The organism is Amycolatopsis sp. 505, from assembly GCF_031625235.1.
Lineage (GTDB): Bacteria > Actinomycetota > Actinomycetes > Mycobacteriales > Pseudonocardiaceae > Amycolatopsis.
On record NZ_JACKQP010000019.1, the window covers coordinates 25,094 to 51,197 of the forward strand.

23 protein-coding genes and 1 pseudogene are annotated in these 26,104 nt (G+C 73.6%); 11 read left to right on the forward strand and 13 right to left on the reverse strand.

From position 1 onward, the window contains the following. Positions 1-4,044 carry a hypothetical protein gene (locus H5965_RS43900; RefSeq protein WP_310977231.1) on the forward strand — a complete coding sequence of 1,348 codons (4,044 nt, stop codon included), beginning with the start codon at positions 1-3 and terminating at the stop codon, positions 4,042-4,044. 13 nt (positions 4,045-4,057) lie between these two features. After that, positions 4,058-4,483: a hypothetical protein gene (locus H5965_RS43905; protein WP_310977232.1), complete on the forward strand. Its 426-nt coding sequence runs from the start codon at positions 4,058-4,060 to the stop codon at positions 4,481-4,483. 30 nt (positions 4,484-4,513) lie between these two features. On the opposite strand, the gene H5965_RS43910 is transcribed toward H5965_RS43905, so the two are convergent. After that, positions 4,514-4,954, reverse strand: a complete 441-nt coding sequence (locus H5965_RS43910; protein ID WP_310977233.1) for a hypothetical protein — start codon at positions 4,952-4,954, stop codon at positions 4,514-4,516. 100 nt (positions 4,955-5,054) lie between these two features. Further along, positions 5,055-7,046, reverse strand: a complete 1,992-nt coding sequence (gene ligA, locus H5965_RS43915) for an NAD-dependent DNA ligase LigA (RefSeq protein ID WP_310977234.1) — start codon at positions 7,044-7,046, stop codon at positions 5,055-5,057. Positions 7,047-7,118: 72 nt separating this feature from the next. Here ligA and H5965_RS43920 point away from each other — a divergent pair, with 72 nt between their 5' ends. Continuing rightward, complete coding sequence (locus tag H5965_RS43920) at positions 7,119-7,958, forward strand: LLM class F420-dependent oxidoreductase (protein ID WP_310977235.1); 840 nt, start codon at positions 7,119-7,121, stop codon at positions 7,956-7,958. A gap of 3 nt (positions 7,959-7,961) precedes the next feature. Here the strand turns inward: H5965_RS43920 and H5965_RS43925 are convergent, their stop codons facing one another. Beyond that, the gene (locus H5965_RS43925; RefSeq protein ID WP_310977236.1) at positions 7,962-8,420 is read right to left on the reverse strand and encodes a redoxin domain-containing protein; all 459 of its coding nucleotides are present in this window, start codon (positions 8,418-8,420) and stop codon (positions 7,962-7,964) included. A gap of 12 nt (positions 8,421-8,432) precedes the next feature. Beyond that, positions 8,433-8,948 (reverse strand): RNA polymerase sigma factor, encoded by a 516-nt coding sequence (locus H5965_RS43930; protein WP_310977237.1) that lies wholly within the window; start codon positions 8,946-8,948, stop codon positions 8,433-8,435. 663 nt (positions 8,949-9,611) lie between these two features. On the opposite strand from H5965_RS43930, the gene H5965_RS43935 reads away from it, so the two are divergent. The 4 genes from H5965_RS43935 to H5965_RS43950 all read left to right on the forward strand — a co-directional run bounded on the left by H5965_RS43935 (position 9,612) and on the right by H5965_RS43950 (position 11,700). Further along, positions 9,612-9,980, forward strand: a complete 369-nt coding sequence (locus H5965_RS43935) for a roadblock/LC7 domain-containing protein (RefSeq protein WP_310977238.1) — start codon at positions 9,612-9,614, stop codon at positions 9,978-9,980. Positions 9,981-10,023: 43 nt separating this feature from the next. Next, entirely contained in the window at positions 10,024-10,395 is a 372-nt protein-coding gene (locus H5965_RS43940; RefSeq protein ID WP_310977313.1) for a hypothetical protein, read from the forward strand. Positions 10,396-10,401: 6 nt separating this feature from the next. Then, entirely contained in the window at positions 10,402-11,070 is a 669-nt protein-coding gene (locus tag H5965_RS43945; RefSeq protein ID WP_310977239.1) for a hypothetical protein, read from the forward strand. Between the two features lie 66 nt (positions 11,071-11,136). Further along, positions 11,137-11,700, forward strand: coding sequence for a copper resistance protein CopC (locus H5965_RS43950; protein ID WP_310977240.1), 564 nt, complete (start codon positions 11,137-11,139; stop codon positions 11,698-11,700). Between the two features lie 4 nt (positions 11,701-11,704). Here H5965_RS43950 and H5965_RS43955 read toward each other — a convergent pair whose 3' ends face one another. From H5965_RS43955 to H5965_RS43970, 4 genes are all read right to left on the reverse strand, one after another. Beyond that, complete coding sequence (locus H5965_RS43955) at positions 11,705-13,057, reverse strand: dipeptidase (RefSeq protein ID WP_310977241.1); 1,353 nt, start codon at positions 13,055-13,057, stop codon at positions 11,705-11,707. Beyond that, on the reverse strand, positions 13,054-13,323 hold the full coding sequence (locus tag H5965_RS43960) for a hypothetical protein (RefSeq protein ID WP_310977242.1): 270 nt from the start codon (positions 13,321-13,323) through the stop codon (positions 13,054-13,056). Before H5965_RS43960 ends, H5965_RS43955 begins: the two co-directional genes overlap by 4 nt. After that, a complete protein-coding gene (locus H5965_RS43965) occupies positions 13,320-14,792 on the reverse strand; it encodes an APC family permease (protein WP_310977243.1) in 1,473 nt (490 codons plus the stop codon). The genes H5965_RS43960 and H5965_RS43965 overlap by 4 nt, the downstream gene beginning before the upstream one ends. A 91-nt stretch (positions 14,793-14,883) precedes the next feature. After that, positions 14,884-16,698: a glycoside hydrolase family 15 protein gene (locus H5965_RS43970; RefSeq protein WP_310977244.1), complete on the reverse strand. Its 1,815-nt coding sequence runs from the start codon at positions 16,696-16,698 to the stop codon at positions 14,884-14,886. A gap of 140 nt (positions 16,699-16,838) precedes the next feature. Here H5965_RS43970 and H5965_RS43975 point away from each other — a divergent pair, with 140 nt between their 5' ends. After that, entirely contained in the window at positions 16,839-18,248 is a 1,410-nt protein-coding gene (locus H5965_RS43975; protein ID WP_310977245.1) for an MFS transporter, read from the forward strand. A gap of 81 nt (positions 18,249-18,329) precedes the next feature. Here the strand turns inward: H5965_RS43975 and H5965_RS46285 are convergent. The 3 genes and pseudogenes from H5965_RS46285 to H5965_RS43990 form a co-directional block, all read right to left on the reverse strand. After that, positions 18,330-18,572 (reverse strand): annotated as a pseudogene (locus tag H5965_RS46285) (ion channel); the annotation flags it as partial. A 173-nt stretch (positions 18,573-18,745) separates the two neighbouring features. Beyond that, positions 18,746-19,123, reverse strand: coding sequence for an SHOCT domain-containing protein (locus H5965_RS43985; protein WP_310977247.1), 378 nt, complete (start codon positions 19,121-19,123; stop codon positions 18,746-18,748). 672 nt (positions 19,124-19,795) lie between these two features. Next, on the reverse strand, positions 19,796-22,453 hold the full coding sequence (locus tag H5965_RS43990) for a LuxR C-terminal-related transcriptional regulator (RefSeq protein WP_310977248.1): 2,658 nt from the start codon (positions 22,451-22,453) through the stop codon (positions 19,796-19,798). A 202-nt stretch (positions 22,454-22,655) separates the two neighbouring features. Here H5965_RS43990 and H5965_RS43995 point away from each other — a divergent pair, with 202 nt between their 5' ends. Both H5965_RS43995 and H5965_RS44000 read left to right on the forward strand, forming a co-directional pair. Further along, positions 22,656-22,910, forward strand: a complete 255-nt coding sequence (locus H5965_RS43995; protein ID WP_310977249.1) for a hypothetical protein — start codon at positions 22,656-22,658, stop codon at positions 22,908-22,910. Next, complete coding sequence (locus tag H5965_RS44000) at positions 22,907-23,173, forward strand: hypothetical protein (RefSeq protein WP_310977250.1); 267 nt, start codon at positions 22,907-22,909, stop codon at positions 23,171-23,173. Before H5965_RS43995 ends, H5965_RS44000 begins: the two co-directional genes overlap by 4 nt. Positions 23,174-23,178: 5 nt before the next feature. On the opposite strand, the gene H5965_RS44005 is transcribed toward H5965_RS44000, so the two are convergent. Further along, positions 23,179-24,552, reverse strand: a complete 1,374-nt coding sequence (locus H5965_RS44005) for a DUF2252 domain-containing protein (RefSeq protein WP_310977251.1) — start codon at positions 24,550-24,552, stop codon at positions 23,179-23,181. 313 nt (positions 24,553-24,865) lie between these two features. After that, entirely contained in the window at positions 24,866-25,360 is a 495-nt protein-coding gene (locus tag H5965_RS44010; protein WP_310977252.1) for a DUF1269 domain-containing protein, read from the reverse strand. A 194-nt stretch (positions 25,361-25,554) separates the two neighbouring features. On the opposite strand from H5965_RS44010, the gene H5965_RS44015 reads away from it, so the two are divergent. After that, the gene (locus H5965_RS44015; protein ID WP_310977253.1) at positions 25,555-26,016 is read left to right on the forward strand and encodes a hypothetical protein; all 462 of its coding nucleotides are present in this window, start codon (positions 25,555-25,557) and stop codon (positions 26,014-26,016) included. Positions 26,017-26,104: the final 88 nt, after the last annotated feature.

Genomic DNA, 26,104 nt, shown 5'->3' on the forward strand with positions numbered 1-26,104 from the left:
ATGCGGGGGAAGGCCGAAGCCGGCGACGAACCGGCCGAGCGCAGCCGCGGTGAGCAGCGCAGGCCGAAACCGCCGGGAGCGCAGCAGAGAGTTCTGGACCTGCAGCGGCTGGCGGGAAACCAGGCGGTCACCCGTTCGCTGACCGGCCCCGCCGCGGACGTCGCCGGGGCTGCCGGTGCGTCGCCGGACGTTGCCGAGCCGTCGGGGAGTGCGGTGGGTGCGCGGTCGATCGTCCCGGCGGCCGCGGAAGCCGCCGAGCCCGAGGAAACACCGCAGCTGACCCCGGCCGCCGAAACCACCGTCGCACCGGCGCCCGCCGTCCCCGTGGAGCGACCGCTCGCCCCGGCCGCCGCGGAGCTCTACGACGAGATCCGAACCCACGACGATGCCGGCCAAGCCGAACTCGAAGCCGCCCTCCAGGAGACCCTCTCCGGCCACCGCGCCGCCGTCGCGACCGAACAAGAACAACTCATCCAGCGCGAACAGGCCGAACTCGGCGCCGTCGGGCAAGCCGTCACCACCGCCCGGCAGCGGGTTGCCGGCGCCGTCGCTGCCGCGCAAGCCGCCGTTGCCGCGGCCGGGTCCGGTGCCCGAGCCGAGCTCGCCTCCCGCCACACCGCACAGCAGGCCGAGGCCGGGGCGCTCGTCACCGAAGGAGCCGCGCGCGTCCGGCAATCCGGCACCACGCGGGGCGACGAGGCCGTCTCGACCGCCGACAGCGTCGCCGACTCCGTGCGCGGGGCCGTGGACGGCCAAGCGAACGAAGCCCGCCGGCGCGGTGCCGCCCGGCTCGGCTCCTTCCACGGCGAAAGCGAAGAATCCACCACCGCGATGCGCCGGGCCGCGCAGGAGGTGGCCGGCCAGACCGCCGAACAGATCCGCGGCAGCCTCGGCCACACCGACGCCGACCTGCGAGGGGCCGGGCCCGAGGTGCGCAGCGATCTGCTCCGGCAGGCCGCCGCGCTGGCCGGGCAGGTCAGCCTGCAGACCGGGCCCGTGCACCGGCAGCTCGCGCGGACCACCGAGCAGGCGGCCGGCTCGATCGGCCGGGCCGCGGGCGAAGGCGCCGCCGCCGTGGCGGAGATCGGGAGCTCCGTCTCGGCCGGGCTCACCCGGCTGCTGACGACCGTCCGCACGTCCATCCGGCACCGCGCCGCCTCGGGACGGACCGCCGTGCAGCAGAGCGCCGGGCAGGTCGAGACCGCCCTCGCCGAGCAGGGCGCCCAGACCGCCGCCGCCGGGCGCGAGACCACCGCCGGGATCCTGGCGCAGGTCACCGGGCGGCCGGTCCGGCGCCGGTTCGCGCGGCAGCTCGGGGACACCCTCGCCGGCACGCTGCGCGAGGCCTACGGGATGTCCGCCGGGCAGGCGCGGGCGATGTCCGGGCAGATCGCGTCCGAGTTCAGCCGGGCCGCGGCGCAGGTGCACGAGTCGATCGGCGAAGCGGGTACGGCCGGTGCCGCTCAGGCCGGCTCGGTCGGTGCCGGCGGCGCGCGGCAGGCCGCGGGTCTGCAGGAACGGCTGTCCCGGCAGCTCACGACCCTGATGCGCGAGGCCGTGGCCCAGGGTGACCAGGTCGTCGACGGCACCGCCGAATCGGTCTTCCGGACCGCGACCGACGTCGACCAGGGCTTCGGTCAGGCCGTCCGCGACCTGCGGACCCGGCTGGAACAGCACGCCGGCGAAGCCCGCACCCGCACCGGCGAACCGCTGACCTCGCTCGACAACCGGATGACCGACGCCGCCGAGCGCGCCCGCAGCCGCGTCGAGGACGGCTGGCTGCTGTCGCAACTGCGCGACGCCTGGGACGCGCTGACGCCCGGGTTCATCGCCGGTCTCGTCGTCGGGCTGCTGGTGACGATCGCGATCGTGGCGATCTGCGGCACCGGGATCGGCGCGCTGATCCTGGCCGGCGCGGTCGCCGGGGCCGCGTCCGCGCTGGCGTCCAACGCCACCGATTACGCGGCGGGCACCGGGAAGTACGCCGGCAACCACCCGTGGAGCTGGGCCGAGGTCGGCAAGGAAATGTTCTTCGGCGCGGTGTTCGGCGCGGCCGGCGGCGCGCTCGGCGCCGGGGTCAGCGGCGCGATCGGCGCCCGCACCGGCAGCACGATCCTCAACAGCGTCGCGCGCAGCGTCTTCGCCGAAGCCGCGACGCAGCAAGCCGCGAGCAAGGTGGCGAACGTCGTGGTCGGCGTCGGCATGGGCGTCGTGCAGAACGTCGTCGCCGACGGCACCGGCGGCGGCTGGGACCACGCCTTCGACCACTGGGACCGCGGGCTGCTCCTGAACGCCGCGGTCAGCGGGATCATGGTGTCCGACGCCGTCGGCGGCCGGATCCACGCGGCCACCGAAGGCGCCCGCGGCGCGATGGTCGATGCCGGGATGGCCTACAACGTGACGCCGGCCGAGGCCGCCGCGTCGACGGCCCGGACGGCTCCGGCCCCCGAACCCGCCCCGGCGGCAGGCGGCGGCCACGAGACCGCACCGCCGGTCCCGGAACGCGAACCCGTCTCGGGCCCGGACGCCCCGCTGACCGAGCCGACCGTCGCCGAACCGGTCGAGGCGCCTTCGCGGACGCCGATGCAGGAGCAGGTCGAGCGGGCCACCGGCGTCGACCGCGGCCCGGCGCACGAGCAGAGCATGGCCGACCTGCGTGCGTTCTACGAGAACCAGCAACGCGAGGCCGCGGTGTCCACCGACGTGAGCGGCACCCGGATCGACCAGATGGTGGACGCTTCGGGCACCCCGCGGACCCAGCCGGACGGCAGCCCGTACGGCTACGGCGTCCAGCAGGGCTTCGAGGTCCGCTCGTTCGACTACGGCCCGGGCGGGCGGCTCACCGAGGTGACCATGAAGGTCCGGCTCGAAGGCCGGCCCGGCGTCACCCCGGCGGAGCTGGCCCGGCTGCAGGAGAACGTCCACGCCGGGGTCGACCAGCACTACAACAACGGCCAGACCCTGCCCAACGGCGACCGGCTGCACGTGACGGTCGAGTTCGTCACCGATGCCGCCGACGCGCACCTCAACGTGACCGTCGAGCCCGGCACCGGCGCGACGAACCAGAGCCGCTGGTTCGCCGGCGACAACCCGACCACGCTGGCCCACGAACTGGGGCACCAGCTCGGTTTCCTCGACGAGTACGTCGATCCGCGGACGGTCAACCGGGGCACCGCGACCGCGCCGGGGGTGCACCGGGACGGCAGCCTGATGGGCGACTTCTGGCTGCGGGACGCCGCCGGCAACCCGGTGCGCGACGCCGCGGGCAACCCGGTGGCCGACCCGGCGACCCGCCTGCAGGACCGGCACCTCGACCAGCTCGGCGCGGACATCGACGCCGCGCGCGCCGCGGGCGGAACCGGCGGCGCACCGGCGCCGGGCCCGCGGGAGACGGCGCCCGCCCCGGACGCGCTGACCGCGGGCGGCGAGGGCCTGCCGACCCGGTATTCGGAGGTGCTGGCCGCCGCCGACCAGCGGATCAAGACCGTCGAAGCCATGCTGCGCCGCAATCCTGAGCTGGCCACCCGGTTCCAGGGCGAGGCGCGGGCGTTGCGGATGGCCTACGGCGAGCAGCGGGACGTCTTCCTCGACGTCTCCCCGGACAGCGCGACCCGCAGCGGCGGGATGAACGCACTGGCCGCGACCGAACAGGGGGTGCTGCTGGAAAGCCGGGCCGCCGATCTGCTCGGCCGGATCGAGGAGGCCCGCACCGGCGGGGCGGCCGGCACCGGCGCGTTCGACAACGCCGTGTTCCAGGAGCAGATCCGCCGGCTGTCGCCGAACGAGCGGGTCGCCCGGGTCGAGCAGACGGCGGGCACGGTGGCCGAGGGCAACGGCTGGACCTACGACAGCAGGCTGAGCTCGATCAACAACCGGAGCGTGTACCGGGATTCCGCGACCGGCACGCTCTACGCTGTCGACACCCAGCACGGCACCTTCGAGCGGTGCGCCGCCGACGGCCGGCACCTCGGCGAAGTCAACTTCGTCCTGGAGCCCACCGAGGGCCGCGACACCAGCGGTGGCCACGACCTGACCGTCCCCTGACCGAGGAGAGGCATTGGCACACGTGTGGTACGAGGCGGGCAACGAGCACAACCCGGCCGACCCGTTCGGCCGCGTGACGCTCGAGGTCGAGCCCGGCGGCGAGCTGCGGCTGTCCCGCCACAGCCGCGAAGGCGCCGAAGCCTGGACGGCCCGCGTCGAGCCCGCCTTCTTCGACCACCTCACCGGCGCCCTGCGCACCGCGGGCTTCCCGAAGGCGCCGTCGATCCTGCCGAGCCCGGACGACCGGCTCCGCGACCTGCGGATCACCGGCTCGGGTGCGGTCCTGCTGCCCTGGTACGAGGCCGCGGACCTGCCGGGCTACGCCGAAGCGTTCGCGCTGCTGGACGGCGTGGTCGCCCAGGTCACCGGGCTGGACCTGCGGGTGGGCCCGCCGCCGTCGCCGGCGACGGACGTCGTTCGGGTCGACCCCGTCAGCTGATCAGCGACGTCAAGCGCCGGGGATCCCGGCTCACTGCTTGCAGGGACCGAAGTACCGGCACTCGATCAGCGCCCGCGGGTCGAGGGCCCGCGCCCGCGGCTCGAGGGTGTCGAGCAGGGCGGCGATCCGTTCCAGGTCGACGACGCCGCCCGCGGTCAGCGGGAAGAACCGCTCGCGGGTGTCGTGTTCCGGGCAGCCGCTGCCGCGGAGGTTGCCCGCCGGGACGACGGCGAAGACCTCGTCGCCCTCGTTGTCGAACGTGAAGTAGCTCTGCAGCCGGACCGGCGTGGTGTCGGCCACCTCGTTGATGCGCCGGCCGCCGTAGGTTTCGGGGTAGTGCCAGCCGGCCCGGACGTCGTCGGCGAACCACACCCTCGCCGGGTCGCTGTCGCCGTCGAGGAGCCAGCCCCGTGCGGTGAGGAACTCGTGCACCCCGAGCTGGCGGGCGACCATGAGGTCGGACGTGGTCATCGCGGTCCCTTCTGACGGAGTCGGTTCGCACGCTCAGTGTCGCGCTTGGTGGACTTTCCCGACCGGGTGACCTGTGTCCGAGAAGCGGGACGCGGGCCGGCTACACGATGCCCGCCGCGATCAGCTGCTGCCAGATCTCGCCCTGGTCGACGACTTCGACGCCGAGCTTTTCGGCCTTGGTCAGCTTGCTCGCGCCGACGTCCGCGCCGGTGATGAGCAGGTCCGTGCCGGCCGAGACCGACGTCGCCGTGGTCGCGCCCGCCTTTTCGCAGAGCCGCTGGAACGTCGGGCGGGGGACCTTCTCGCCGGACCTCGGGTCGCTGATCGCGCCGGTGACCACCACCGTCTTGCCCGCCAGCGGCGCACCCGCCGCGACGACCGGCGGGAGGTCCTCCTCGCGCACGTCCAGCGAAACCCCCGCTTCCCGCAGGCGCTCGAGCTCGGGACGCAGCCGGGTCAGGTGCTCGATCAGCGATGCGGCGACCTTCGGCCCGATGTCGTCCACGGCCACGAGCCCGTCGACGCCCGCCTCCGCGACGTCCTCCAGGGAGCCGAACCCGGCCCGGCACAGGCGGGCGGCGGTGCCCTCGGACGCCATCGGGATCGCCAGCCCGATCAGCGCCCGGCGCAGGCCGACCGCCCGGCTCGCGTCGATCGACTCGATCATCCGGGTGGCCGAAACCTCGCCGATCCGGTCGAATTCGAGCAGCTTTTCCTTCGTCAGCCCGTAGAAATCCGACGGGTTCTCCAGGATCCCCGCCTCGGCCAGGCGTTCGATCCACACGCCGCCGATCGCGTCGATGTCCGCCGCCGCGCGCGACGCCCAGTGGATCAGCCGCCGCACCGTCTGCGCCGGGCACGACACGTTGGTGCAGAACAGTTCCCGGCTGTTGCCCTGCTCGGTCAGCGGCTGCCCGCACGACGGGCACGCGTCCGGCGGGACGATCTCCCGCTCGGCGCCCGTGCGCTTCGAGGCGTCGAGCACGCCGGCCACGAACGGGATGACGTCGCCGGCGCGGCGCACCAGCACGGTGTCGCCGATCTTGATGCCGCGGGCGCGGATCACCTCCTGGTTGGCCAGCGTCGCGCGGGTGACCGTGCCGCCGCCGACGAACACCGGCTCCAGCCAGGCGACCGGCGCGATCTTGCCCGTCTTGCCGACGTCCCAGACCACATCGGACAGCACGGTGGTCTTCTCCTCGGCCGCGAACTTGAACGCCAGCGCGCCGCGCGGTGAGCTCGACCGGGTGCCGGCCGCCGCGTACGCGTCCCGGCTCGCCAGCCGCAGGACGGCGCCGTCGAGGTCGTAGTCAAGGTCGTTGCGCTGCTGTTCGATCTCGCCGATCACGCTCTGCGCCTCGGCCGCGTCGGCGCAGCGCCGCATGTCGGCCGCGGTGAAGCCGAGCGTGTGCAGCGCGCTGCCGAGGTCGGTCTCCGCGCTGTCGGGCTCGGTGTGCAGGTCGAAGGCGAAGAACCGCAGCCGCCGCTCGGCCACGGTGGCCGGGTCCTTCGCGCGCAGGGTGCCGGCGGCGGCGTTGCGCGGGTTGATCAGCGGCTTGTCCGGGTGGGCGGTGTTGTAGGCGGCGAAGGTGGACCGCAGCATGACCGCCTCGCCGCGGACCTCGACCCGGCCGGGTGCGTCGATCTGCTCCGGGATCCCGTCGGTCAGGGCCCGCACGAGCACGGTGACGTCGTCACCGGTCGTGCCGTCGCCGCGGGTGACCGCCCTGGCCAGCCGCCCGTTCTCGTAGACGACGGCCAGCGACAGCCCGTCCAGCTTCGGCATGACCACCACCGGCTGACCCGGGAAGCGGGCGAAGAACGCCTCGACCTGCTCGGGTTTGGTGGCCTTCTCCAGCGACAGCATCGGGCGCGAGTGCCGGATCGGCGCGTGCAGCACCGCGGGCGCGCCCACCTGGTCGAGCGGGTTCGGGTCGGGGGTGAGCTCCGGGTGCGCCTCGATCAGGCTCCGCAGCTCGTCCTCGACCGTGTCGTACTCCGCGTCGGCCACCAGCGGCGAGCCACGGTAGTAGGCGTCGCGCAGCACCGTGATGCGGTCGGCGAGCTCCTGGATGCGTTGCTGGCTGTTCACGGGAGTGACGTTACCGGGCACCACCGACAAAAACCGGCAGCCTGGAGGAACTCCGGGTTTACGATCAAGATCATGCGATTCGCCATCAAGACCTCGCCCCAGAACACCCAGTGGGCCGACATGCTCGCCGTCTGGCAGGCCGCGGACGAGATCGAGCTGTTCGAGTCCGGGTGGACCTTCGACCACTTCTACCCGATCTTCTCCGACTCGACCGGTCCCTGCCTGGAAGGGTGGGTGACGCTGACCGCGCTCGCGCAGGCCACCCGGCGGCTGCGGCTGGGCACGCTGGTCAGCGGCATCCACTACCGCCACCCGGCGCTGCTGGCGAACATGGCCGCGACGCTCGACATCGTCTCCGGCGGGCGGCTGGAGATCGGCATCGGCGCCGGCTGGAACGAAGAGGAGTCCGGTGCCTACGGCATGGAGCTCGGCACGATCAAGGAGCGCAGCGACCGGTTCGAGGAAGCCTGCGAGGTCCTCGTCGGGTTGCTGACGCAGGAGACCACGACGTTCCAGGGGGAGCACTACCAGCTGGCCGACGCCCGCTGCGAGCCCAAGGGCGTCCAGAAGCCGCACCCGCCGATCTGCATCGGCGGCAGCGGCGAGAAGCGCACCCTGCGCACGGCGGCGAAGTACGCCCAGCACTGGAACTTCGTCGGCGGCCCGCCCGAGGAGTTCGCCCGCAAGCGGGACGTCCTGCACCGCCACTGCGCCGACGTCGGCCGCGACCCGGCCGAGATCACGTTGTCCTCGCACGTCCGGCTCGAGCCGGACCTCGACTACGCGAAGGTCGCCGCCGAGGCGGAGGCCCTCGCGGAAGTGGGCCTCGACCTGGCGATCGTGTACCTGCCGCCGCCGCACACCCCGGCCGTGCTGGAGCCGCTGGCGAAGGCGCTCGAGCCGCTGCGCTGACCGTCAGGCCGGGGCGCCCAGCGCGGCGACGGCCGCGGCGAAGCCCGCCCGGTCGAAGCCGGCGGTGGGCAGGGTGGCGCTGTGCGCGTGGCGGACCACCCCCCGGGCGTCGACGAGGACGCTGCCGGACCGCTGGAGCGTGCCGAAGACGGCCCGGTGCAGCCCGACGAGCTCGTGGGGCGAGTTCTCCCGGCCGGTGAGAACCGGGAAGGGGACGTCGTGCTTCGCCCGCCACGCGGCCGCCGTCTCGCGGTCCTCGGGGACGGCGATCAGGACGCGGACGCCGGCCGCTTCCAGTGCGGCGGCGTCCTCGGCGAGGGTGCGGACGTGGTGGCGGCAGACCGGGCAGGTCGTCGAGCGCAGGAAGTAGAGGAGGGTGGCGCGGCCGCCGGGGACGCCGACGGTCCGGCCGTCGGTGTCCTCCAGTTCCAGGTGCGGGGCGGGTGATCCGGCTTCGAGCATCTTGCTTTCCTTTCAGACGGTGTGCAGCCGGGCCCGGACGGCCGCCCGGGCCCGGTGCAGGTGGGACTTCACGGCCGCGGTGCTCAGGCCGAGCGTGTCGGCGACCGCCCGGCCCGGGTGGCCGAGGACGTCGCGCATGACGAGGACGCGGCGCTGGACGTCGGGTAGTTCGCGGATGGCTTCGGCGACGCGCTCGGCTTCGAGCCGCTTGAGGGCCTCGTCCTCGGCTGACGCGGCTTGGCCGGGGTCGGTGGTGTCGTCGTGGAGGCGCCGGGCGCGGCGGAGGCACTCGTTGCGGACGATGCGGAACATCCACGAGGCCAGGGCCGCCGTGGCGCGCAGCGAGCCGATCTTGCGGTAGAGGACGATCAGGGCTTCTTGAGCTGCGTCTTCGGCGTCCTGGGGGGATGCGCAGAGGTTTTCGGCGAAGCGGCGGACGTGCGGGTGGGCGCCGTGCACCACCGCGGTGAGCGACTCCAGGTCGCCGTCCTGTGCCGCTGCCACGAGCTGTTCGCTCACCCACGCCATCGGTTCTCTTCCTGTTGAGGTGACCACGCCTGATAAGAGGCTTTGATCCCTCGAAAGGATTCACCTTGTGGGTGATGGGTTGCCCTGCGGGCGCGTGAAGAGCCTCCGCGAGCGCGGCTGGTGTTCCTCCGCCGACCCGAACGCCGGATTGTTCAACGGCCGGCAGGCCGTGTCAAGGCGGGAAAGCGTGCCTTGACACGGCCTGCCGGCCGCTGAGGCGGCTGCGTATCGGTTCGGCAGGGGGGTGTGGCCGGGGGCCTTGCTGGGTGCGGCTTGGGTGGCAAGCCTCCGGATGGGCGATGGCTTGCGCCGGCCCTTCGTTGCTCAGCGTGTGCAGGGTCCTCTGGTTCGGGTTGCCCTGGGGCTCGTGGTGGGCGGCGCGTGGGGGCCGCCCTGTGCCCGCTTGTCGCGTCGTGGCTTTTCCCGGCTGCTTCCGGAAACGTCGAACATCGAAATCTCCGGATTCGTGATCAATGGACATGGTTACTTATTTCTGTTACGACTCCGAATCTGTTTCACTCGATCGTGTGACGCTGAAATTCGGGGCTGGGTGCTTGTTGGCGAAAAGTAATGGCGACGGTAAGGTCGTGGCCTGGAGAACAACCCGAATGGTTGATTATCGCCACCTCGCCTTCCGCAAATTCGGAGTAGGAAGAAACAGTCTTGGATTTCGAAGCACTGGCCGGCGAGCTGCGGAACCTGCGGGAAACCGTCGCCGGGGTGACCGATACGGTGCTGGCCGCCGTCGATGGGATTCCGATCATCGCCGATGCCGCCGATGACATCGATCCGGCGAAGATCTCCGCGCTCGCCGCGGCCGATCTCGGGATTGCCCGGCAGGCCGCCGAAATCACCGGCAAGGGGACGTTGCACCAGACCGTCGTGTTCGGCAGCGAAGGCTACATGGCCGTCTACGCCATCGGGCGGCTCGCCCTGATGGTCGTGCTGGGGGACAAGGGCCTGAACGTCGGGCGCCTGCTGTTCGAATCCCGGCCCGTCATCGAGCGGATCGGCTCGATCCTGGCCGCGTAGCCCGCCGGCCGGTCACCCCGTCCACGAAAGGATGCAGCAGATGATGAACATCGACACGGCACTCAAGGAAGCCATGTCCATCAGCGGCGCCGTCGGCGTCGCGCTGGTCGACTACGAAAGCGGGATGTCGCTCGGCACCAGCGGCGGCGGCGACTGGCTCGACCTGGAGGTCGCCGCGGCCGGGAACACCGAGGTCGTCCGGTCGAAACTGCGGGTCATGTCCTCGCTGGCGCTCAACGATTCCATCGAGGACATCCTGATCACGTTGCACCGGCAATACCACCTGATCCGCCTGATGAATTCGGTCGGCTCGCGCAATTCGCTGTTCCTCTACCTGGTGCTGGACCGCGACCGGGCGAACCTGGCGCTGGCCCGGCACTACCTCAAACGCATCGAAGCGGATCTGCAGGTGTAGCCGGGGATGACCGGAGGCGGCTCCCGCGCCGCACTCGTGATCGGCTCGGCGTTCGTGCACGACATCGGCTCGCTGTTCCCCGTGACGATGAACCTCGCCGGTGACGAGCTGGCGTTCACGTTCGTGTCGTCCTGCCCGTCGCCCGACGCCGTCGAGGAGTGGGTGCGGCGGCGTTCGGGCACCGTCGTGGCCGGCCGGGTGCCGCGCTTCTTCGTCGACGCCGGCGGGCGGCGCATCCGCGTCGAACTGGCCGGATCGGCGATCCGGGCCCTGGTCGTGCTCGCCGACGAGGTGACCGCCGCCCCCGCGTCCGTCCCGCGGCTCGGCCGCTGGCAGGACCAGATGCCCTGCCGCGTGCGGGGCGCGATGGACGAGCTCGCGCGGATGCTGTCGCGCTGCCACCACCGTGCGGGCGGCCCCGCGCCGCTGATAGACCTGGAACTGGCCTACCGCCCGGACCGCGAGTACGAGACCCGCGTGGCCGGCGCGCACGAGCGGGTGCGGGCCTACATCGCGCCGGTCCGCCCGGTGCTGGCGATGCGCTGGCGCTCGGCGACGTCGGCGCAGCGCAAGGCGTTCCTGTCGGAAGTCCCGGACGGCTCGCCGGCCCGCGGCTGGCTCCGGCGGCGCCGGACCACGCGGATCATGGGAATGGAGGTGGAGGTGGCGCCCTGACGGGTCAGCCCGGCCGGGTGCTGCCAGACTGCTCCGGTACGGCCGTCGTCGAATCGAGGGACTCGCATGAAGATCGCCCGGTTGTTCGGAGCGCTGGTGCTCGCGTTGTCCGGCGTGCTGCTGGTGGCCGGGCCCGCGTCGGCCCACACCGAGCTCAAGTCGAGTTCGCCCGCCGAAGGGGCGAGCCTCGCCGCCGCGCCGCGCAAGATCGAGCTCACCTTCGAGGAGCCCGTCACCCTCCAGCCGGATCCGATCTCGATCACCGGCCCGGGCGGGGCGAAGTGGACGGTCGGCACACCTTCGGTCGTCGACGCGGTGATCACGGCCCCGGTGACCGCGGCCGGCCCGGCCGGCGCCTACACGCTCACCTACAAGGTCGTCTCGGACGACGGCGACAAGGTGACGGCCGAGGTGCACTTCACGCTCACCGCGCCGGTCCCGTCCAGTTCCGCGGCGCCGACCTCGGCGGCTGCCGCGCCGGCCACCACCGCGTCCGCGACGCCGAAGCCGGATCCGGCGAGCGAGATCGGCACCAGCGTTCCGGCCTGGGTGTGGATCCTGATCGCCGTCGTCGTGGTGGTGGCCGCGGTCGTCGTCGCACTGCGGCTGCGTCGACGACCCCGGCCGTAACGCCTCAGCGGGATGCAGCTCCGTAGTTCTGCAGGAACAGCGCTTCGGCCAGGGCCATCGCCGCGATCTCCTGCGGGGCCACGCTTTCGTTGGGCGCGTGGATGCGGGCCTCGGGTTCCTCGACACCGATGAGCAGGATCTCGGCGTCGGGGTAGGTCTCGGCGAAAACCGTGCACAGCGGGATCGAACCGCCCTGGCCGAGCAGGCTCACCGGGCGGCCGTACGCGGCCTCCATGGCCTCGGCCATCGCCCGGTGGGCCGGCCCGCCGGTCTCCGCGTGGAACGGCTCGCCGATCGCTTCCACCTCCACCGAGAGGTCCACGCCCCACGCCGCCGCGGCCATCAGGTGCTCGCTCAGCGCGGCCGCCGCCCGGTACGGGTCGGTGCCCGGCGGGACGCGCAGGTTCAGCCGGGCCCGGGCGGACGGCGTGAGGGCCGCCGTGGAGCCGACGACCGGCGGGCAGTCGATGCCCAGCACCGTCAGCGCCGGGCGGGCCCACAGCGTGTCCGCGACTTCGCCGCTGCCGAGCAGGACGGCACCGGGGGAGAGGCCCGCGTCCGCCCGGAACCGCGCCGCCGGGTACGGGGCGCCGGGCCAGCGGCCGTCGCCGGGCACGCCGTGGATGGTCGTGTCGCCCGCCTCGTCGCGCAGGGTGCCGAGCACCGTCACCAGCGCGGCGAGCGCGTCCGGGGCGGGGCCGCCGAACATGCCGGAGTGGAGTTCGGCCGGCAGCGCGTCGACCTGCACGACGACGTTGACCATGCCGCGCAGGCTGACCGTCACGGCGGGGTACCCGACGGCCTCGTTCCCGGTATCGCCCACCACGATCGCGTCGGCGCGCAACAGCTCGGCGTGCGCGGGGACGAACGCCTCCAGCCCGCCGGTGCCCTGCTCCTCGGACCCCTCGACGACCACCTTGAGGTGCACCGGGACGTCGTCGCCGAGCGCCCGCAGTGCGGTGAGGTGCATCAGGATCCCGCCCTTGCAGTCGGCCGCCCCGCGCCCGTACCAGCGCCCGTCCACTTCGGTGAGCCGGAACGGCGGTGTCCGCCACTGGTCGTCCGCCAGCGGCGGCTGGACGTCGTAGTGCGCGTACAGCAGCACGGTCGGGGCGTCCTCCCGGGCGCACGGCCGGGACCCGAGCACGGCCCGGCTGCCGTCCGGGGTGTCGGCCAGCCGGGTGTCGAACCCGGCCCCGGTGAACGCGCCGGCCACCCAGCGCGCGGCGCGGTGACATTCCTCGGGCGGGAACTGCCGCGGGTCGGCGACCGACCGCAGCGCGACGAGCTCGGCGAGTTCGTCGCGGGCCCGCGGCATCAGCCCGTCGACCCGCTTCCGGAGGTCCACCGCGCTCACCCGGCCTTTTCGTGGCAGTGCGCCAGCAGCACGCGCAGGTGCGCGTGGCGCACGGCTTCGGGCGGAAGCAGCCCGGGGCCGCCGGCGCTGACGTTCGCCGCCCGGACGAGCGCGGCGTAGGGGTCGGCGCAGACCGCGGCGGCGTCCAGCCGCGCCGGACGGTGGAGCAGGTACCCGGCCACGAGCAGGCCGCCCAGCACGGCGCCCACGACGACGTAGAGCGAGACCCGCTGCGGCCGCGTCGACTGTTCGTCCACACTGGTCATGACGGGGTCACCTCCGGCTGCCGCCACGACGGTTTGCGCAGGCGGTGGAACAGGAACGGCACCAGCAGGCCGAGCCCCAGCGCGCCGCCCGCGACGATCGCGAGGTACCCCCACGGGCTGCCCGCCCCGAACTGCGACGGCGGGACGAAGCCCACGAGCAGCGCGGCCAGCGACGCGCAGAACCCGATGCCGCACAGGCCGAGCAGCATCGGCGCGCGGAACCCGCGCGGGTGGTCGGGGAACTTGCGCCGCAGCCGCACCGCCGCGACGAACATCAGCAGGTACATGATCAGGTACACCTGGGTGGTGATCACCGAGAAGATCCAGTACGCGCTCGACACGTCCGGGATGAACGCGTAGCAGAGCGCGATCAGCGTGGTGACCACGCCCTGGGTGACGAGGATGTTCTGCTGCACGCCCCGGCCGTTGAGCCGCTGCAGGAACGGCGGCAGGTACCCCTCCTGCCGGGCGATCAGCAACAACCCCTTCGACGGGCCGGCCAGCCAGGTGAGCATCCCGCCGAGCGACGCCAGCACCAGCAGGACGCCGATCAGCGGGGTCAGCCACTGGATGCCGAAGCCCGCGAGGACGGTGTCGAAGGCCTGCATCACGCCGGCCGTCAGCGAAAGCTGATCGGCCGGGACGATCCAGCTGATCGCCAGCGCGGGCAGGATGAAGATCAGCAGCACCAGCCCCATCGCCAGGAACATCGCGCGCGGGAACTCCCGGCCCGGCTTCCGCAGCGACGACACGTGCACCGCGTTCATCTCCATCCCGGAGTAGGACAGGAAGTTGTTCACGATCAGCACCAGGCTCGCCAGTCCGGCCCACGCGGGGAGCAGGTGGCTCGCCGACATCGGTGCCGCGGAGGGGCGCCCCTGCCCGAGGAACACGATGCCGAGGACCACCAGCAGCGCGCCGGGCAGCAGCGTCCCGAGGACGAGCCCGCCGCCGGCCAGCCCCGCCACGCCCTTCGTGCCGCGCGAAGAGATCCAGACGCCCGACCAGTACGCCACCACGATCACCGCGGCCGTCCACCACCCGTTGCTCGCCAGCGCCGGGTCGAACACGTACGCCAGCGTGCCGGCGACGTATCCGAGCAGGCTCGGGTAGTAGAAGATCGTCATCGCGAACTGGCACCAGACGGCCAGGAAGCCCACCGGCTTGGAGATCCCGAGCGCCACCCAGTTGTAGACCCCGCCGGGCCAGCCGGACGCCAGCTCGGCCGAGACCAGCGACGTCGGCAGCAGGAACACGATCGCCGGGACGACGTAGAGGAAGACGGCCGCCAGGCCGTACACGGCCATCGTCGGCGAAGGACGCAGGCTCGCGACGGACCCGGTCGTCATCAGCGCGAGCGCAACCCAGGAAATCCACGCGGCGGCCGGCGGCCGGGCGTGCCTGCCCCCTTCGGCGGGTGGCGGCTCCGCGGGTTCCGGGGACCGGCTCGGTCTGTCGGTGGTGGTCATGGCAGTCGGCCTCCCAGGCTCGCCTCGACGGGTGCCTCATCGTGTGCCGCGTGGCTGCCGGCCGGGTCACCCGCGGCGGGCGAGACCGGCCTCATCCGAGGGCGGTGTCGAGGGTGACCGCCGCGTCGATGAGGGCCAGGTGCGTGAACGCCTGCGGGAAGTTGCCCAGCTGCTCGCCGGTCGGGGCGATCTCCTCGGCGTACAACCCGACGTGGTTGGCGTAGGTCAGCATCTTTTCGAACGCCGTGCGGGCCTCCTCCAGGCGGTCCGCCCGCGCCAGCGCGTCCACGTAGGCGAAGCTGCACAACGAAAACGTGCCTTCGGAGCCGGCCAGGCCGTCCGGGGAGACGGCCGGGTCGTAGCGGTAGACCAGGCTGTCGGTCACCAGGTCCGCCTGGATCGCGTCGAGCGTCGAAAGCCACAGCGGGTCCTTGGGCGGGAGGAACCCCGTGCGGGGCATGCGGAGCAGGGCCGCGTCGAGCTCCTCGCCGGTGTCGTGCTGGACGAAGGCGTTGCGCGTCCGGTGCCAGCCGCGGGCGAGGAGCTGGCCGTGGATGCTGTCGCGCTGCCACGTCCAGTCCTCGACCGGAGCGGGACGGCCGTGCACGGCGGCGAGCCGGATGCCGCGGTCGAACGCGACCCAGCTCATCAGCCGCCCGTAGGTGAAGCGCTTGCGGCCGCCGCGGGTCTCCCAGATGCCCTCCTCGGGCTGGTCCCAGTGCTCGCCGAGCCAGTCCAGCGCCGCGCGCAGCGCCTCCCAGCCCTGGTGGGGGAGCTCGAACCCGGCGCGGTCGGCGGCGAAGACGCTGTCGAGGGCCTCGCCGTAGATGTCGAGCTGCAGCTGCCCGGCCGCGTCGTTGCCGATCCGGACCGGGCTCGACCCGCGGTACCCCGACCAGTGCGCCAGGCTCTCCTCCCGCAGGTCCGAGGTACCGTCGACGCGGTAGAGCACGGCGAGCGGCCCGCTGGTCCCGCCGCCGCCTTCGCGGATGCGGTCGCCGAGCCAGCTCCCGAACCGGGCCGCCTCCTCCGCGAACCCGAGTGACAACAACGCCGAAACCGAGAACGACGCGTCCCGGACCCAGGTGTAGCGGTAGTCCCAGTTGCGCTCCCCGCCGAGCTGCTCCGGCAGCCCGAGCGTGGGGGCGGCGACCAGGCCGCCGGTCGGTGCGTAGGTCAGCAGCTTGAGCGTGATCGCCGAGCGGGCCACGATCTCCCGCCAGCGGCCGCGGTAGGTGGAGCGGGCCAGCCACCCGCGCCACCAGTCCACAGTGGACCGGAAGAGGTCCTCGAACTCGGCGACGCGGAGCTCGCGCGGCGGCTCGGCGGCGTCGGTCTCGAGCACGACCCCGCGGACCTGGCCGGCCGTCAAGGTGAGCTGCAGGTGCACGTCCCCGCCTTCGACGCGGACGTCGGCGAGGTGCTCGTCGCCCGGCTCGCGGACCGCGTGCAGCGCCAGGGAAGTTTCGCGCGCGATGAAGACGGCCCCGTTCGCGACCAGCATCGCCTGGTGCGGCCGGCGGCCGTAGTCGAACCGGGGCGCGACCACGACGTCGAACGTCATCCGGCCGCGGACGCAGCGCACGAGCCGGGCGATCCGGTGCCGGGTGGTGGCGCCGCCTTCGCAGGGCGGCATGAAGTCGACCACCTCGCCGAGGCCGTCCGGGCCGGCGAACCGGGTGATCAGCACCGCGGTGTCCGGGTGGTACATCTGGGAGCTCGCGGTGGCGCTCGCCGGGCGGATCCGGAACCGGCCGCCGCGCTCGTCGTCGAGCAGGGCGCCGAAGACCGACGGCGAGTCGAAGCGCGGGGCGCAGAACCAGTCGATCGACCCGTCGGTCGTCACCAGCGCGGCGGTCTGCAGGTCACCGATCAGGCCGTGCTCGGCGATCGTGGTCTCGGTCATCGTTCCTCCATCGGGACGGCGGGATCTCCTGGGCTGCACCGTCGCCGGAGCGGGACCGCGCTGCCTCATCCCCGCGGGGTGAGGTGGCCCGGGGCCGTCGCGCGCCACTGTGTGCGCCACCCGAGCAGGAAGGCCCGCCGATGATCGTGCTGCCCCTGGCCCTCGCCCAGTTCGTCGCGAGCTACGCGGCCACCACCATGACCGTGGCCGTCAGCGCCATCGCCGCCGATCTCGGCACCACGGTGATCGGGGTGCAGACGGCGATCACGGTGTTCACCCTGACGATGGCTTCGCTCATGGTGCCCGGCAGCAAGCTGAGCGACCTGCTGGGCCGCAAGCGCTGTTTCCTGGCCGGGCTGGGGATCTACGGTGCCGGTGCGCTGCTCGCCTCGGCCGCGCCGGGACCGGGCCTGCTGATCGCCGGCTATTCGCTGCTCGAGGGCATCGGGTCGGCGCTGATAATCCCGCCGATCTACATCCTGGTCACCGTGACCAGCCGCGATCTCCCGGCCCGGGCACGGGCGTTCGGCGTGGTCAGCGGCGCGGGCGCGCTGGGCGCCGCGGCCGGTCCGCTCGTCGGCGGCCTGGTGACGACCTGGCTCGGCTGGCGCGCCTCCTTCCTCCTGCAGGTGCTGCTGGTCGGCCTGATCGTCGTGCTGGCCCTGCGGATCGCCGAACCGCCGTCGCCGGCGCGCGAACGGCGGTTCGACGTCACCGGCGCGGTCCTTTCGGCGGCCGGGCTGTTCTTCGTCGTCTTCGGCGTCCTGCAGGCGGGCACCTACGGCTGGCTGGTGTCACGGGCGGACTTCGCGATCGGCGGGGTGGTGCTGCTGCCCGCCGGCGGGTTGTCGCCGGTGTGGCTGTTCGCCGGGGTCGGCGCCGTCTTCCTGGCCGGGTTCTTCGCCCACGTCCGCGCGCGGGAACGGAAGGGCCGTGAACCGCTCGTGCCGTCCGGGCTCTTCCGCGACCGCGGCACCGGTCTCGGTCTGCTGACCCAGCACGTGCAGTGGCTGGTGCTGCAGGGTTCGTTCTTCGTGGTGGCCGTCTTCCTGCAGCAGGTCCGCGGCTACGACGCCATCGAAACCGGGCTGATGCTGACGCCCGCGACGATCGGCATCCTGGCCGCCTCGGCGGCCGCCGGCCGGATGGCGCGCCGGCATCCGCAGCGTGGGCTCGTCCGCGCCGGCTTCGTCGTCACCGTCGCCGGCCTGCTCCTCGTGCTGCTGCTGCTGGTCCGGGCCGAGTCCGGGGTGGCGAGCGCGGTGCCCGGCCTGTTCCTGCTCGGCGCCGGCGTCGGGATCATGCTGACGGCCTCGGTGAACCTGGTGCAGTCCCGCTTCCCGGACGCCGCGCAGAGCGACATTTCGGGAGTGTCGCGCAGCGTGTCGAACCTCGGCTCGTCGGTGGGGACGGCGCTGGCCGGGTCCGTCCTGGCCGGCACGCCCCACCTCGGCGGGCGCTCCTTCGCGCTGGCCCTCACGACCCTCGGCGTCGCGGCGGTGGCCGGGCTGGTCGCCGCCCTGCTGCTGCCGTCGCCTTCGCCGGAGTGAGTCGTCCTTCGTGGACGATCGCCGGACGGCGGTGACGATCACCCGCAGCACCACGCCCAGCACCACGAGGTCGGCGACCATCTGGAGGGTCACCAGCACCCGGGCGCCGGTGGCGAGCGGGGCGATGTCGCCGAAGCCGACGGTGGTGAACACGGTGACCGCGAAGTAGAGCGCGTCGGTCCGTGTCAGCGCCGTGCCGAACGACGTCGCGCTGTGGTGGGCGAGCACGTAGTAGCCGTCGGCGAACAGCAGGAGGAACAGCGGGAGGATGAGCGCCAGCGCCTGGACGCCCTGCCAGGCCGGGAACGGCGAGCGCAGGATCATCCGCACCTCGCCGGCGACCAGCAGCACGACGAGCCCGAGCCCGGCGGTGAACAGGACGGCGGTCCACGGCCGCAGGGGCTGGTCGACCGGGAGCAGGTAGTAGAGGCAGACCAGCGCGGTGACCGTGAGCAGCGGCCGGAGCACCGCGAGGTGGACGAACCGCCACCGGCGGCTCAACGCGCCAGGGCCTTCCGCTTGAGCGCCTGGTATTCCGCGTCGTCGATGACGCCTTCCTCCAGCAGCCGCCGGGCTTCGGCGATCTGCGCCGCGCCGGCCCGGTCCGATGTGGACACATAGCGGCCTGCCTCGCGGGCCCGCTGCCGTTCGACGATGTGCCGCCCCTGGGTGATCAGGTAGAGCAGGACGCCGAGGAACGGCAGCACGATGAGCAGCACCGTCCACCCGGCCTTGGCCCAGCCGGAGAGGTCGGCGCGGCGGAAGAGGTCGCCGAAGGCCACGAACAGCAGCCAGAACCAGGCGATCCAGCAGAAGAAAACGAGCATCGTCCACATGAGATTGAGGAACGGGTACTCCGCGCTCGCCAGGGCCATGATGTCTCCTCGTCCGGGATCGGGGGCCAGGCACGCTCGCACGTGCCGGGCCCACTCGACCGGATCCCGGCGGCGCCCGCCTCACCCGCCACGGGTGGGCCGACCCGGGGGGTGTCTCCCTGCTGGGCGAGGTTGGCGGTCGCGGCGCCGGCTGCGAAGTGTGGCGGTCGCGGCGGCGGGCCGAATCTTGGGTGCGCGATGCTGCGGCGGTCGCGATCGGGGGCGGTGGGCGGTTTCGCCTTGCTGGGCGAGGTTGGCGGTTGCGGCCGCCGGCTGCGAGGCGTGGCGGTCGCTGTCGCGGGCCGCATCGTCGGCGCCCGAGGCTGCGGCGGCCTCGGCGGCTTGCCCAGGCCGCTGCGCCGGTCCGGATCTTCGCCGCGCCTTCGCCACGGCGGCCCGTTCCGCCCAGCCGCGCAACGCCGGCGGCCTCGGCGCCGTCGGCCGCGAGGTGCGGCGGCCGCATCTTCGGCGCGCGAGACCTTGGCCGCCGCGACGGGGGAACCGCTCGCCCCCTCTTCGCCGCGGCGACCGTCGGCCGCCGGCCGCGAGGTTCGGCGGGCCGCCCCAGGTCTTCCCCGCCGCCGCGCGGGGCCGCGACCGTGCTGCGGCAACAGAATCGCTCGCCACGGCGACCGCGGCTCCGCGCACCTTCCCCGGCGCGGGAACCGCCGCTCAGACCGTGAAGTCCGCGACCTCGGCGTCCAGGAGCCCGCGTTCCTGGGCGATCGCCACCGCTTCGCGCCTGCTGCGGACGTCGAGCTTCGCGTAGATGCCGCGGACGTGGGTCTTGACCGTGTTCGGCGAGACCGTCAGGTCCTGCGCGATCTCGTCGATCGACCGCTGCGTGGGCAACAGGCGCAGGACGCTGCGCTCGCGTTCGGTCAGCGGGGCCGGCATCGGCGGGGTGTGCAGCCGGCGGCGGACCGCCAATATCTCGCCCGCGAACCGCTCGCCCGCGCCCAGTCCGCCCAGCCGGCTGGTCAGGAACCCGATCAGCTCCGGCGGGGCGAACACGAACGGGAACCGGACGCCGGTCGGTTCGGCGGCGCGCAGGGCCTCGTCCAGCACCCGGGCCGCCCGGTCGCGGGCCCCGGCCGCCAGCGCCGCCTGCACTCCGATCAACGATGCCTCGATCGCCGCCCAGGGCAGTTCCATCGGGGTTTCGTCGTCCAGCAGGGACCGCAGCACCGTGCTCGCCGCGTGGTGGCGGCCGAGCCGCAGCTGGGTTCGGGCGCGCATCAGCAGCAGCTCACCCGAACCGGCGAGGATCGGCAGGGCCCAGCGGACCGTCTCCCGGGCCTGGCCCGCCGCACCCAGCCGGAGGGCGGCGCGCTGTTCCAGGACCGCGCATAGGGCCGCGTGCCGGGTCGGGCAGGCGCGCCCGGTGCCGAGCCGGGTGCGGGCCCGGCGCATCCGCCGCAGGCCCGCGTGCCAGGCGCCGAGCTCGAACTCCGCGGCGCCCCGCAGGGTTTCGGCGAACAGCCGCAGCTCCCGGGCCGCCCGGGCGGGTGCGTCCCCGAGGAGCTGCCCGACCCGTTTCGCGTGCTTGAGGCAGTCCGCCGGTTCCCCGCACAGCAACGCCCCGTACGCCAGCAGCGCCCCGGCCTGCGCGCCCTGCAGCGACCGCGGCGGATCCTGGCGCGGCAGCCGGGCGCCGGCCCGGCGGGCCAGCGTCTCCATCGCCCGGTAGTCGCCGTCGTGGCAGGCCAGCTCGGCCAGCAGGGTGAGGCACTGGGCGACCGTGAAGTCCTGGTGGCCCCGCTCGGCCGTGCCGAGGACCCGCAGCAGGGCTTCCCGGGCCGGCTCGCGCTCGTCGCGGGCGATCAGGACGCCGGCGCGGTGCAGGGCCGCGACGGCGCCCAGCCCGGCACCGTCGGCCAGCTCCTCGTCGACCTGCCCGGCCACCCGGGCGGCCCGGGCCGGGCTGTGGTCGAGCTGGGCGAGCCAGGAGTACGTCAGCTGCCGCAGGACGGTCAGCTCCGGCGCCGGCCGCTCCGGCCACGTCGCTTCCGCCCGGGCCAGCTGCAGCCCGGCCGCCGAGGTCTCGGCCGCCTCCAGGTACAGCCCGGCCGAGATCAGCGCGGCCGGCGGGTCGGCCGCGACCCGCCGGTCCTCCAGCAGGGTCAGCGCCAGCCGCAGGACGTGGTGCTCGCCGGCGAGGAACAGCGTCACGGCGTGCTCGCGCAACAGCTCGCCGACGCGGCCGGGATGGCCCGAACGGACGCTGTGCAGCAGGGCCGGCGCGGGCCGGTCGTGCTCGGCGAACCAGCGGGCCGCCTTCGCGTGCAGGGTCCGCGTCCGGTCCGGCTCCCGCCGCTGCAGTTCCGCGCGCAGGTAGGTGCGCAGCATCGGCAGCACCCGGTGCTGCGGTGGGGTGCCGCCGGAGTCGACGACCTGGGTGGCCAGTTCGTGCAGCGTCGCCTCGGCGTCCGCGCGGCCGGAGAGCACCGGCGCCAGCCCGGCCGGGACTTCGTCGCAGATGCTGATCGTCCGCAGCAGCTCCCGCTGCGCCGGGGTGAGGGCGGCGAGCACCTCGTCGGTCAGGTAGCCGAGGACGGCGCTGTCGCGGCCGGTGGCGAAGTCCCGCAGGCTGCCGTGCCGGGTGGCGGACGCCGCGGCGAGCCGCAAGCCGGCCGGCCAGCCCCCGGTCCGGGCGACCAGCTCGGCGACCTGGTCCCGCGGGATGGCCGAGCCGGCGGTGGCCAGCAGTGCGGCCGCCTCGTCGCCGGTGAACCGCAGCCGGGTGGCGCCGACTTCGACGAGCCGGTCCGCCAGCCGGGCCCGGCCCAGCGGTAGCGGCGGTTCCCGCCGGCTCGCGACCGCCAGGCACAGGCCCGCCGGCTGGTGCCGGACCAGCGCCCGCAAGCCCTGCCACGGACCGGGCGAGGTGATCTCCTGGGCGCTGTCGAGGACGAGCACGACGGGCTCGGGCAGCGCGTCGAGCGCGTCGGCGACCCGGGCGAGGAAGGCCAGATCCGTACTCGGCACCTCCGGCACGGCCAGCCGCCGCAGCGGGTTGCCGTCCGGGATCCGGCCGCAGCGGCCGAAAGCTTCCAGGACCGCGGACCAGAACAGCCGGTCATCGTTGTCATCCGCGTCGGCCGACAGCCAGGCGACCGCGTCGCCGTCCCGGTACCGGGCCCACTCGGCCAGCAGCACGGTCTTGCCGAACCCGGCCGGGGCGCCGACGAAGACCAGGGCCGCTTCGCCCGCTCCGTCGAGGACGCCGAGCAGCCGCGGCCGCGACACGAAGTCCGCCGGTGGCGCGGGCACGGTGATCTTGGTCCTCGGAACCCGTCTTCGGGCGGGGACATCGTGGCACTGCCGCATGTCCGTTTCTCCTTCACGATCGATTACGGATAATCCCGGCGGATCCTGCCACCCGATTGGCCCGGCTCACCCGCTGCGGGCGAAGAGAACAACGGCGGCCGGCACAATGGTGTGCCGGGTGAAAAATCGTGGAGATGCACCCGGGAAACAACCACGGCGATTCGCCGTTTCCCAGTTCTGCTGGCTCGGACCGGGCGAGGTCGTGGTCCTCGACGTGGTACGGACCGGCCGGATCAGCGCCGGTTCGGTGCTGCTCGGGCTGGCCGTCGCGCTGTCCGCCCTGATCCCGGTGACCGAGCTGCGGACCGGCGTCCGCGCCGGTGCCGACCTGGTCGCGCGGCTGATCTTCCTGCCGGTCCGGGGCTGGTCGGCGCTGCTGGTGCTGCTCGACGCGGCGCTCGTCGCCCGCGCGTGGTTCTCGGCGGGCCGGGCCCGGCGCGACCGGGACGCCCGGTGAGCCGGGCGGGCGTCCTCGGCCCCGCGGTGGCCGCCAATTACGTCTTCCGGGTCGGCGGGGCCATTCCGGAACGGGCGGCCGAAGGCGTCGAGGATTTCCACGGCGTGCTCGTCGTGCCGGCCCCGCCGGATACGATAGTTTTCGGAACCGTCGCCGATCCGGAAAGCCTTCCCGCTGTCCTGCGGCGGCTCGAAGCGCTCGGAATGCACGTGCATTCGGTGCACCGGGTCCGCGAACTGCCGGTGGTGCGCCGCGCGCCGTGATCGCGTCACGACGCGGCGGCCGCCGTGACGTGGCCGAGCCGGATCGCCTGCCGCAGGGCCGCGTGGTCGCGTTCGTTCTGATCGGCGCACGCCACCGCGAACTGCCGGACGGCTTCGGCGAACGCCGGGCCGGAGCCGAGGTAGGCGGCGATCGCCAGGGCATCCCCGGTGCGCGCGTGCGCCCGGGCCAGCGTCCACCCGCACAGCCGCGCGTGCGCGCGCAGGACGTCCGGGGTCATCGTGGTGACGTCGCCGGAGGGCGGCTCGTCCCGCAGCCGGCGGACGTGGAAGTCGGCGGTGCGGCCGTCGAAGTCCGCGCGGGCCCAGCCGAGGAAGACGTCGCCGGTGGCCTGGATCAGCCGTTGCCCGGTGACGATCCGCCGGCCCGGGCCGCCCGCCGCGGTGGCGCCCGTGTACCCCTGCAGCACTGACGGCCGGGCCTCCTTCAGCTGCAGGAACAGCGGATCCCCGGTGCCGGTGCGGACGAGCAGCGCCACCCAGCACCGCGTTCCCGCGTCACCCGGTCCGGTCACCGTGCGGGCCGCGTCGGCGAGCCGGTAGCGGTCCAGCAACGCCCTCCGCGCCGGGCCGAGGGTGCGCCGGTACTGCGTCAGCACGGCGTCGAGGCGGTCGAGCAGCGTCGCCGGGTCGCCGTCCCCGGCCAGCCGGCCCGCCGGGACGACCGACGGCGGCCGCGCGGCCAGCTGCAGGTGCCCGTCGCGGATTTCGGTGAGCCGCCGCACGCCCGCGCCGCGGCGCGGCCCGGAGCCCAGCCGGTGGGCCGCCACCACCCGCAGCGTCCGGGCGTCGGCCGGGGCGAAGAAGATGTCGAGCGACGTGCGGCGCGCGAAGTCGTGCATCGCCAGCCGGTAGGCCTCGACGGCGGCGAGCACGGTGCGCCGGCGCAGGGCCGTCGCGTGGCCGTGCTCCCGGGCGGTCACCTCGAAGCTCGCGGCCAGCCGCTTGACGTCCCATTCCCACGGCGCCGGCAGGGTTTCCGCGAAGTCGGCGAAGTCGAAGACCAGCCGGCGGCCCTGGGCGGTGAACAGGCCGAAGTTGGCGAGCTGGGCGTCTCCGCACGCCTGGACGCCGAACCCGGTCCGCGAGGTGAGCGCGAGGTCGGCCGCGGCGGGCAGCGCGGCACCGCGGAAGTAGGCCAGCGGCGAAGCCGCCATCCGGCCGTAGCGCAGCGGCCGCAGCGCCGGGACCCCGTCGCGGTCCTGGCGGCCCAGCAGCGTCAGGGGATCGGCCCGCCGGACGGGGCTGGGGAACTCGGCGTGGCCGTCCACCGGTACGGCGGCGCGCGCGGCGCGGGCCCGGGCGATCCGCACGTCGGGCGCCGCGGTGTCCCTGCCGGTGTCTCTGTCGGTGAGTGTCATGGGACGGATCGTCGGGCGCGGAGGCGCCTGGGGCGTCGCCCGCCGGGGGTGAAGCGGAGTCATCCACCACGGGTGACGACCCGGGGCGGCGCGGGCTCCAGGGTGAGCCGTGGAGGTGCGGTGATGACGGAGCGGACGCCGGGCCGACGGCGGGTGCGCCACGGGGATCTCCCCGCCGGCCCGGCCCGGCGCGGCGCTTCGCCATCCCGTCCGGCCGGCCCCGCCGGCGCTCTCGGGGGAGCGCGCGGGGCGGGCGAACCTCCCACGGGGACCGCGGCGGCGCTCGGGGGCGTCGCCGCGGTCCTGCCCGCGGTCAGTGCCGTTCTTCGCCGAACGCCTCGCGCAGCCGGGCTTCCTCGACGTCGGACAGGTTCGTGCTCAGCAGCGTGGCGCCGGTTTCCTTGAACGGCTCGACGACCCGGTCCAGCACGGTGTCGTCCGACATCACGAACAGCGCGGACGTCCCGGGTGTCACCTGGGACCGGACGGTGTCGATGAACTCCGGGTCGATCCCGACGTGGCTGAGTGACCCGGTCAGGGCGCCGATCGCCGCGCCGACGGCCATGCCCAGCAACGGCACCAGGAAGATCAGGCCGAACAGCAGGCCCCAGAAGCCCCCGCCCAGCGCACCGGCGCCGGTCAGGTTGCCCAGGTCCTTGGTCTTCGGCTTCTTCCGGCCTTCGGGCCAGCTCACGTATGCCGCATCGGCGATCGAGATCAACTGCTGCTTCTGCAGTTGCCGGAGCAGCTCCAGGGTGTTTTCGGCACCTTCGACGGTCGGGAACCGCCACACGGTCAACGTGGACACGACATCCTCCTCGGTTCGCGGATCGGTGGTCGTGCCGCACTGTTTCCCGGCGGCGGGCGGGCGGCATCGCCCACGCCGTGTGAGCCCGCCGCCGAACCGGCCGATCTCACCTGAGGCGGGCGAGGACCGGCGGACCGGCCACCGACCATGATCGCCCGGGTCCGCAGCCCACCCGAGGAACGAGGAAGAGGATCATGACCGAACCCATGCAGCCCCGGGCCGGCACGACCGGCGCCCGGGCCCCGCTCCCGCCGGACCGGGCCGTCGCGCGGTCCCGGCGGGTCGGCTGGATCTGGTTCGCCGGGGCGATCACCGTCCTGGCCGGACTGTTCAACGTGGTCGAAGGCGCGGTCGCGCTGTTCGATCGCGACTACTACGTGATCGGCCCGTCCGGCCTGCTCGTCTTCTCCCTGGCCGGCTGGGGCTGGCTCCACCTGATCGTCGGCGTCCTCGTCGTGCTGACCGGCATCGCGCTCTTCACCGGGGCGCAGTGGGCGCGGGTCGTCACGGTCGCGCTCGCCGGGTTCAACGCGCTGGCGCAACTGGCTTTCCTGTCCGCGTACCCGTTCTGGGGCGTCATCGTGATCGCCCTCGACGTCCTGGTGATCTGGGCCGTGATCGTGCACGGCGACGAAGCCACCTACGAGATCTGGTGACCCCTCCCGTCCGGGTCGCACGCCGGTGATCAGTACAGTCGTGGCCTCCGCCCGGCGTCGACCGCGGATCCGGGGCGCATTCTCCCGA

Excerpts from the sequence above, each read along its gene's own strand:
- H5965_RS43900 (WP_310977231.1), top strand. The coding sequence starts at position 1 with ATGCGGGGGAAGGCCGAAGCCGGCGACGAACCGGCCGAGCGCAGCCGC.
- H5965_RS43910 (WP_310977233.1), bottom strand. The coding sequence starts at position 4,954 with ATGACCACGTCCGACCTCATGGTCGCCCGCCAGCTCGGGGTGCACGAG.
- H5965_RS43920 (WP_310977235.1), top strand. The coding sequence starts at position 7,119 with ATGCGATTCGCCATCAAGACCTCGCCCCAGAACACCCAGTGGGCCGAC.
- H5965_RS43925 (WP_310977236.1), bottom strand. The coding sequence starts at position 8,420 with ATGCTCGAAGCCGGATCACCCGCCCCGCACCTGGAACTGGAGGACACC.
- H5965_RS43930 (WP_310977237.1), bottom strand. The coding sequence starts at position 8,948 with ATGGCGTGGGTGAGCGAACAGCTCGTGGCAGCGGCACAGGACGGCGAC.
- H5965_RS43940 (WP_310977313.1), top strand. The coding sequence starts at position 10,024 with ATGAACATCGACACGGCACTCAAGGAAGCCATGTCCATCAGCGGCGCC.
- H5965_RS43945 (WP_310977239.1), top strand. The coding sequence starts at position 10,402 with ATGACCGGAGGCGGCTCCCGCGCCGCACTCGTGATCGGCTCGGCGTTC.
- H5965_RS43950 (WP_310977240.1), top strand. The coding sequence starts at position 11,137 with ATGAAGATCGCCCGGTTGTTCGGAGCGCTGGTGCTCGCGTTGTCCGGC.
- H5965_RS43960 (WP_310977242.1), bottom strand. The coding sequence starts at position 13,323 with ATGACCAGTGTGGACGAACAGTCGACGCGGCCGCAGCGGGTCTCGCTC.
- H5965_RS43965 (WP_310977243.1), bottom strand. The coding sequence starts at position 14,792 with ATGACCACCACCGACAGACCGAGCCGGTCCCCGGAACCCGCGGAGCCG.
- H5965_RS43970 (WP_310977244.1), bottom strand. The coding sequence starts at position 16,698 with ATGACCGAGACCACGATCGCCGAGCACGGCCTGATCGGTGACCTGCAG.
- H5965_RS43975 (WP_310977245.1), top strand. The coding sequence starts at position 16,839 with ATGATCGTGCTGCCCCTGGCCCTCGCCCAGTTCGTCGCGAGCTACGCG.
- H5965_RS43985 (WP_310977247.1), bottom strand. The coding sequence starts at position 19,123 with ATGGCCCTGGCGAGCGCGGAGTACCCGTTCCTCAATCTCATGTGGACG.
- H5965_RS43990 (WP_310977248.1), bottom strand. The coding sequence starts at position 22,453 with ATGCGGCAGTGCCACGATGTCCCCGCCCGAAGACGGGTTCCGAGGACC.
- H5965_RS44005 (WP_310977251.1), bottom strand. The coding sequence starts at position 24,552 with ATGACACTCACCGACAGAGACACCGGCAGGGACACCGCGGCGCCCGAC.
- H5965_RS44015 (WP_310977253.1), top strand. The coding sequence starts at position 25,555 with ATGACCGAACCCATGCAGCCCCGGGCCGGCACGACCGGCGCCCGGGCC.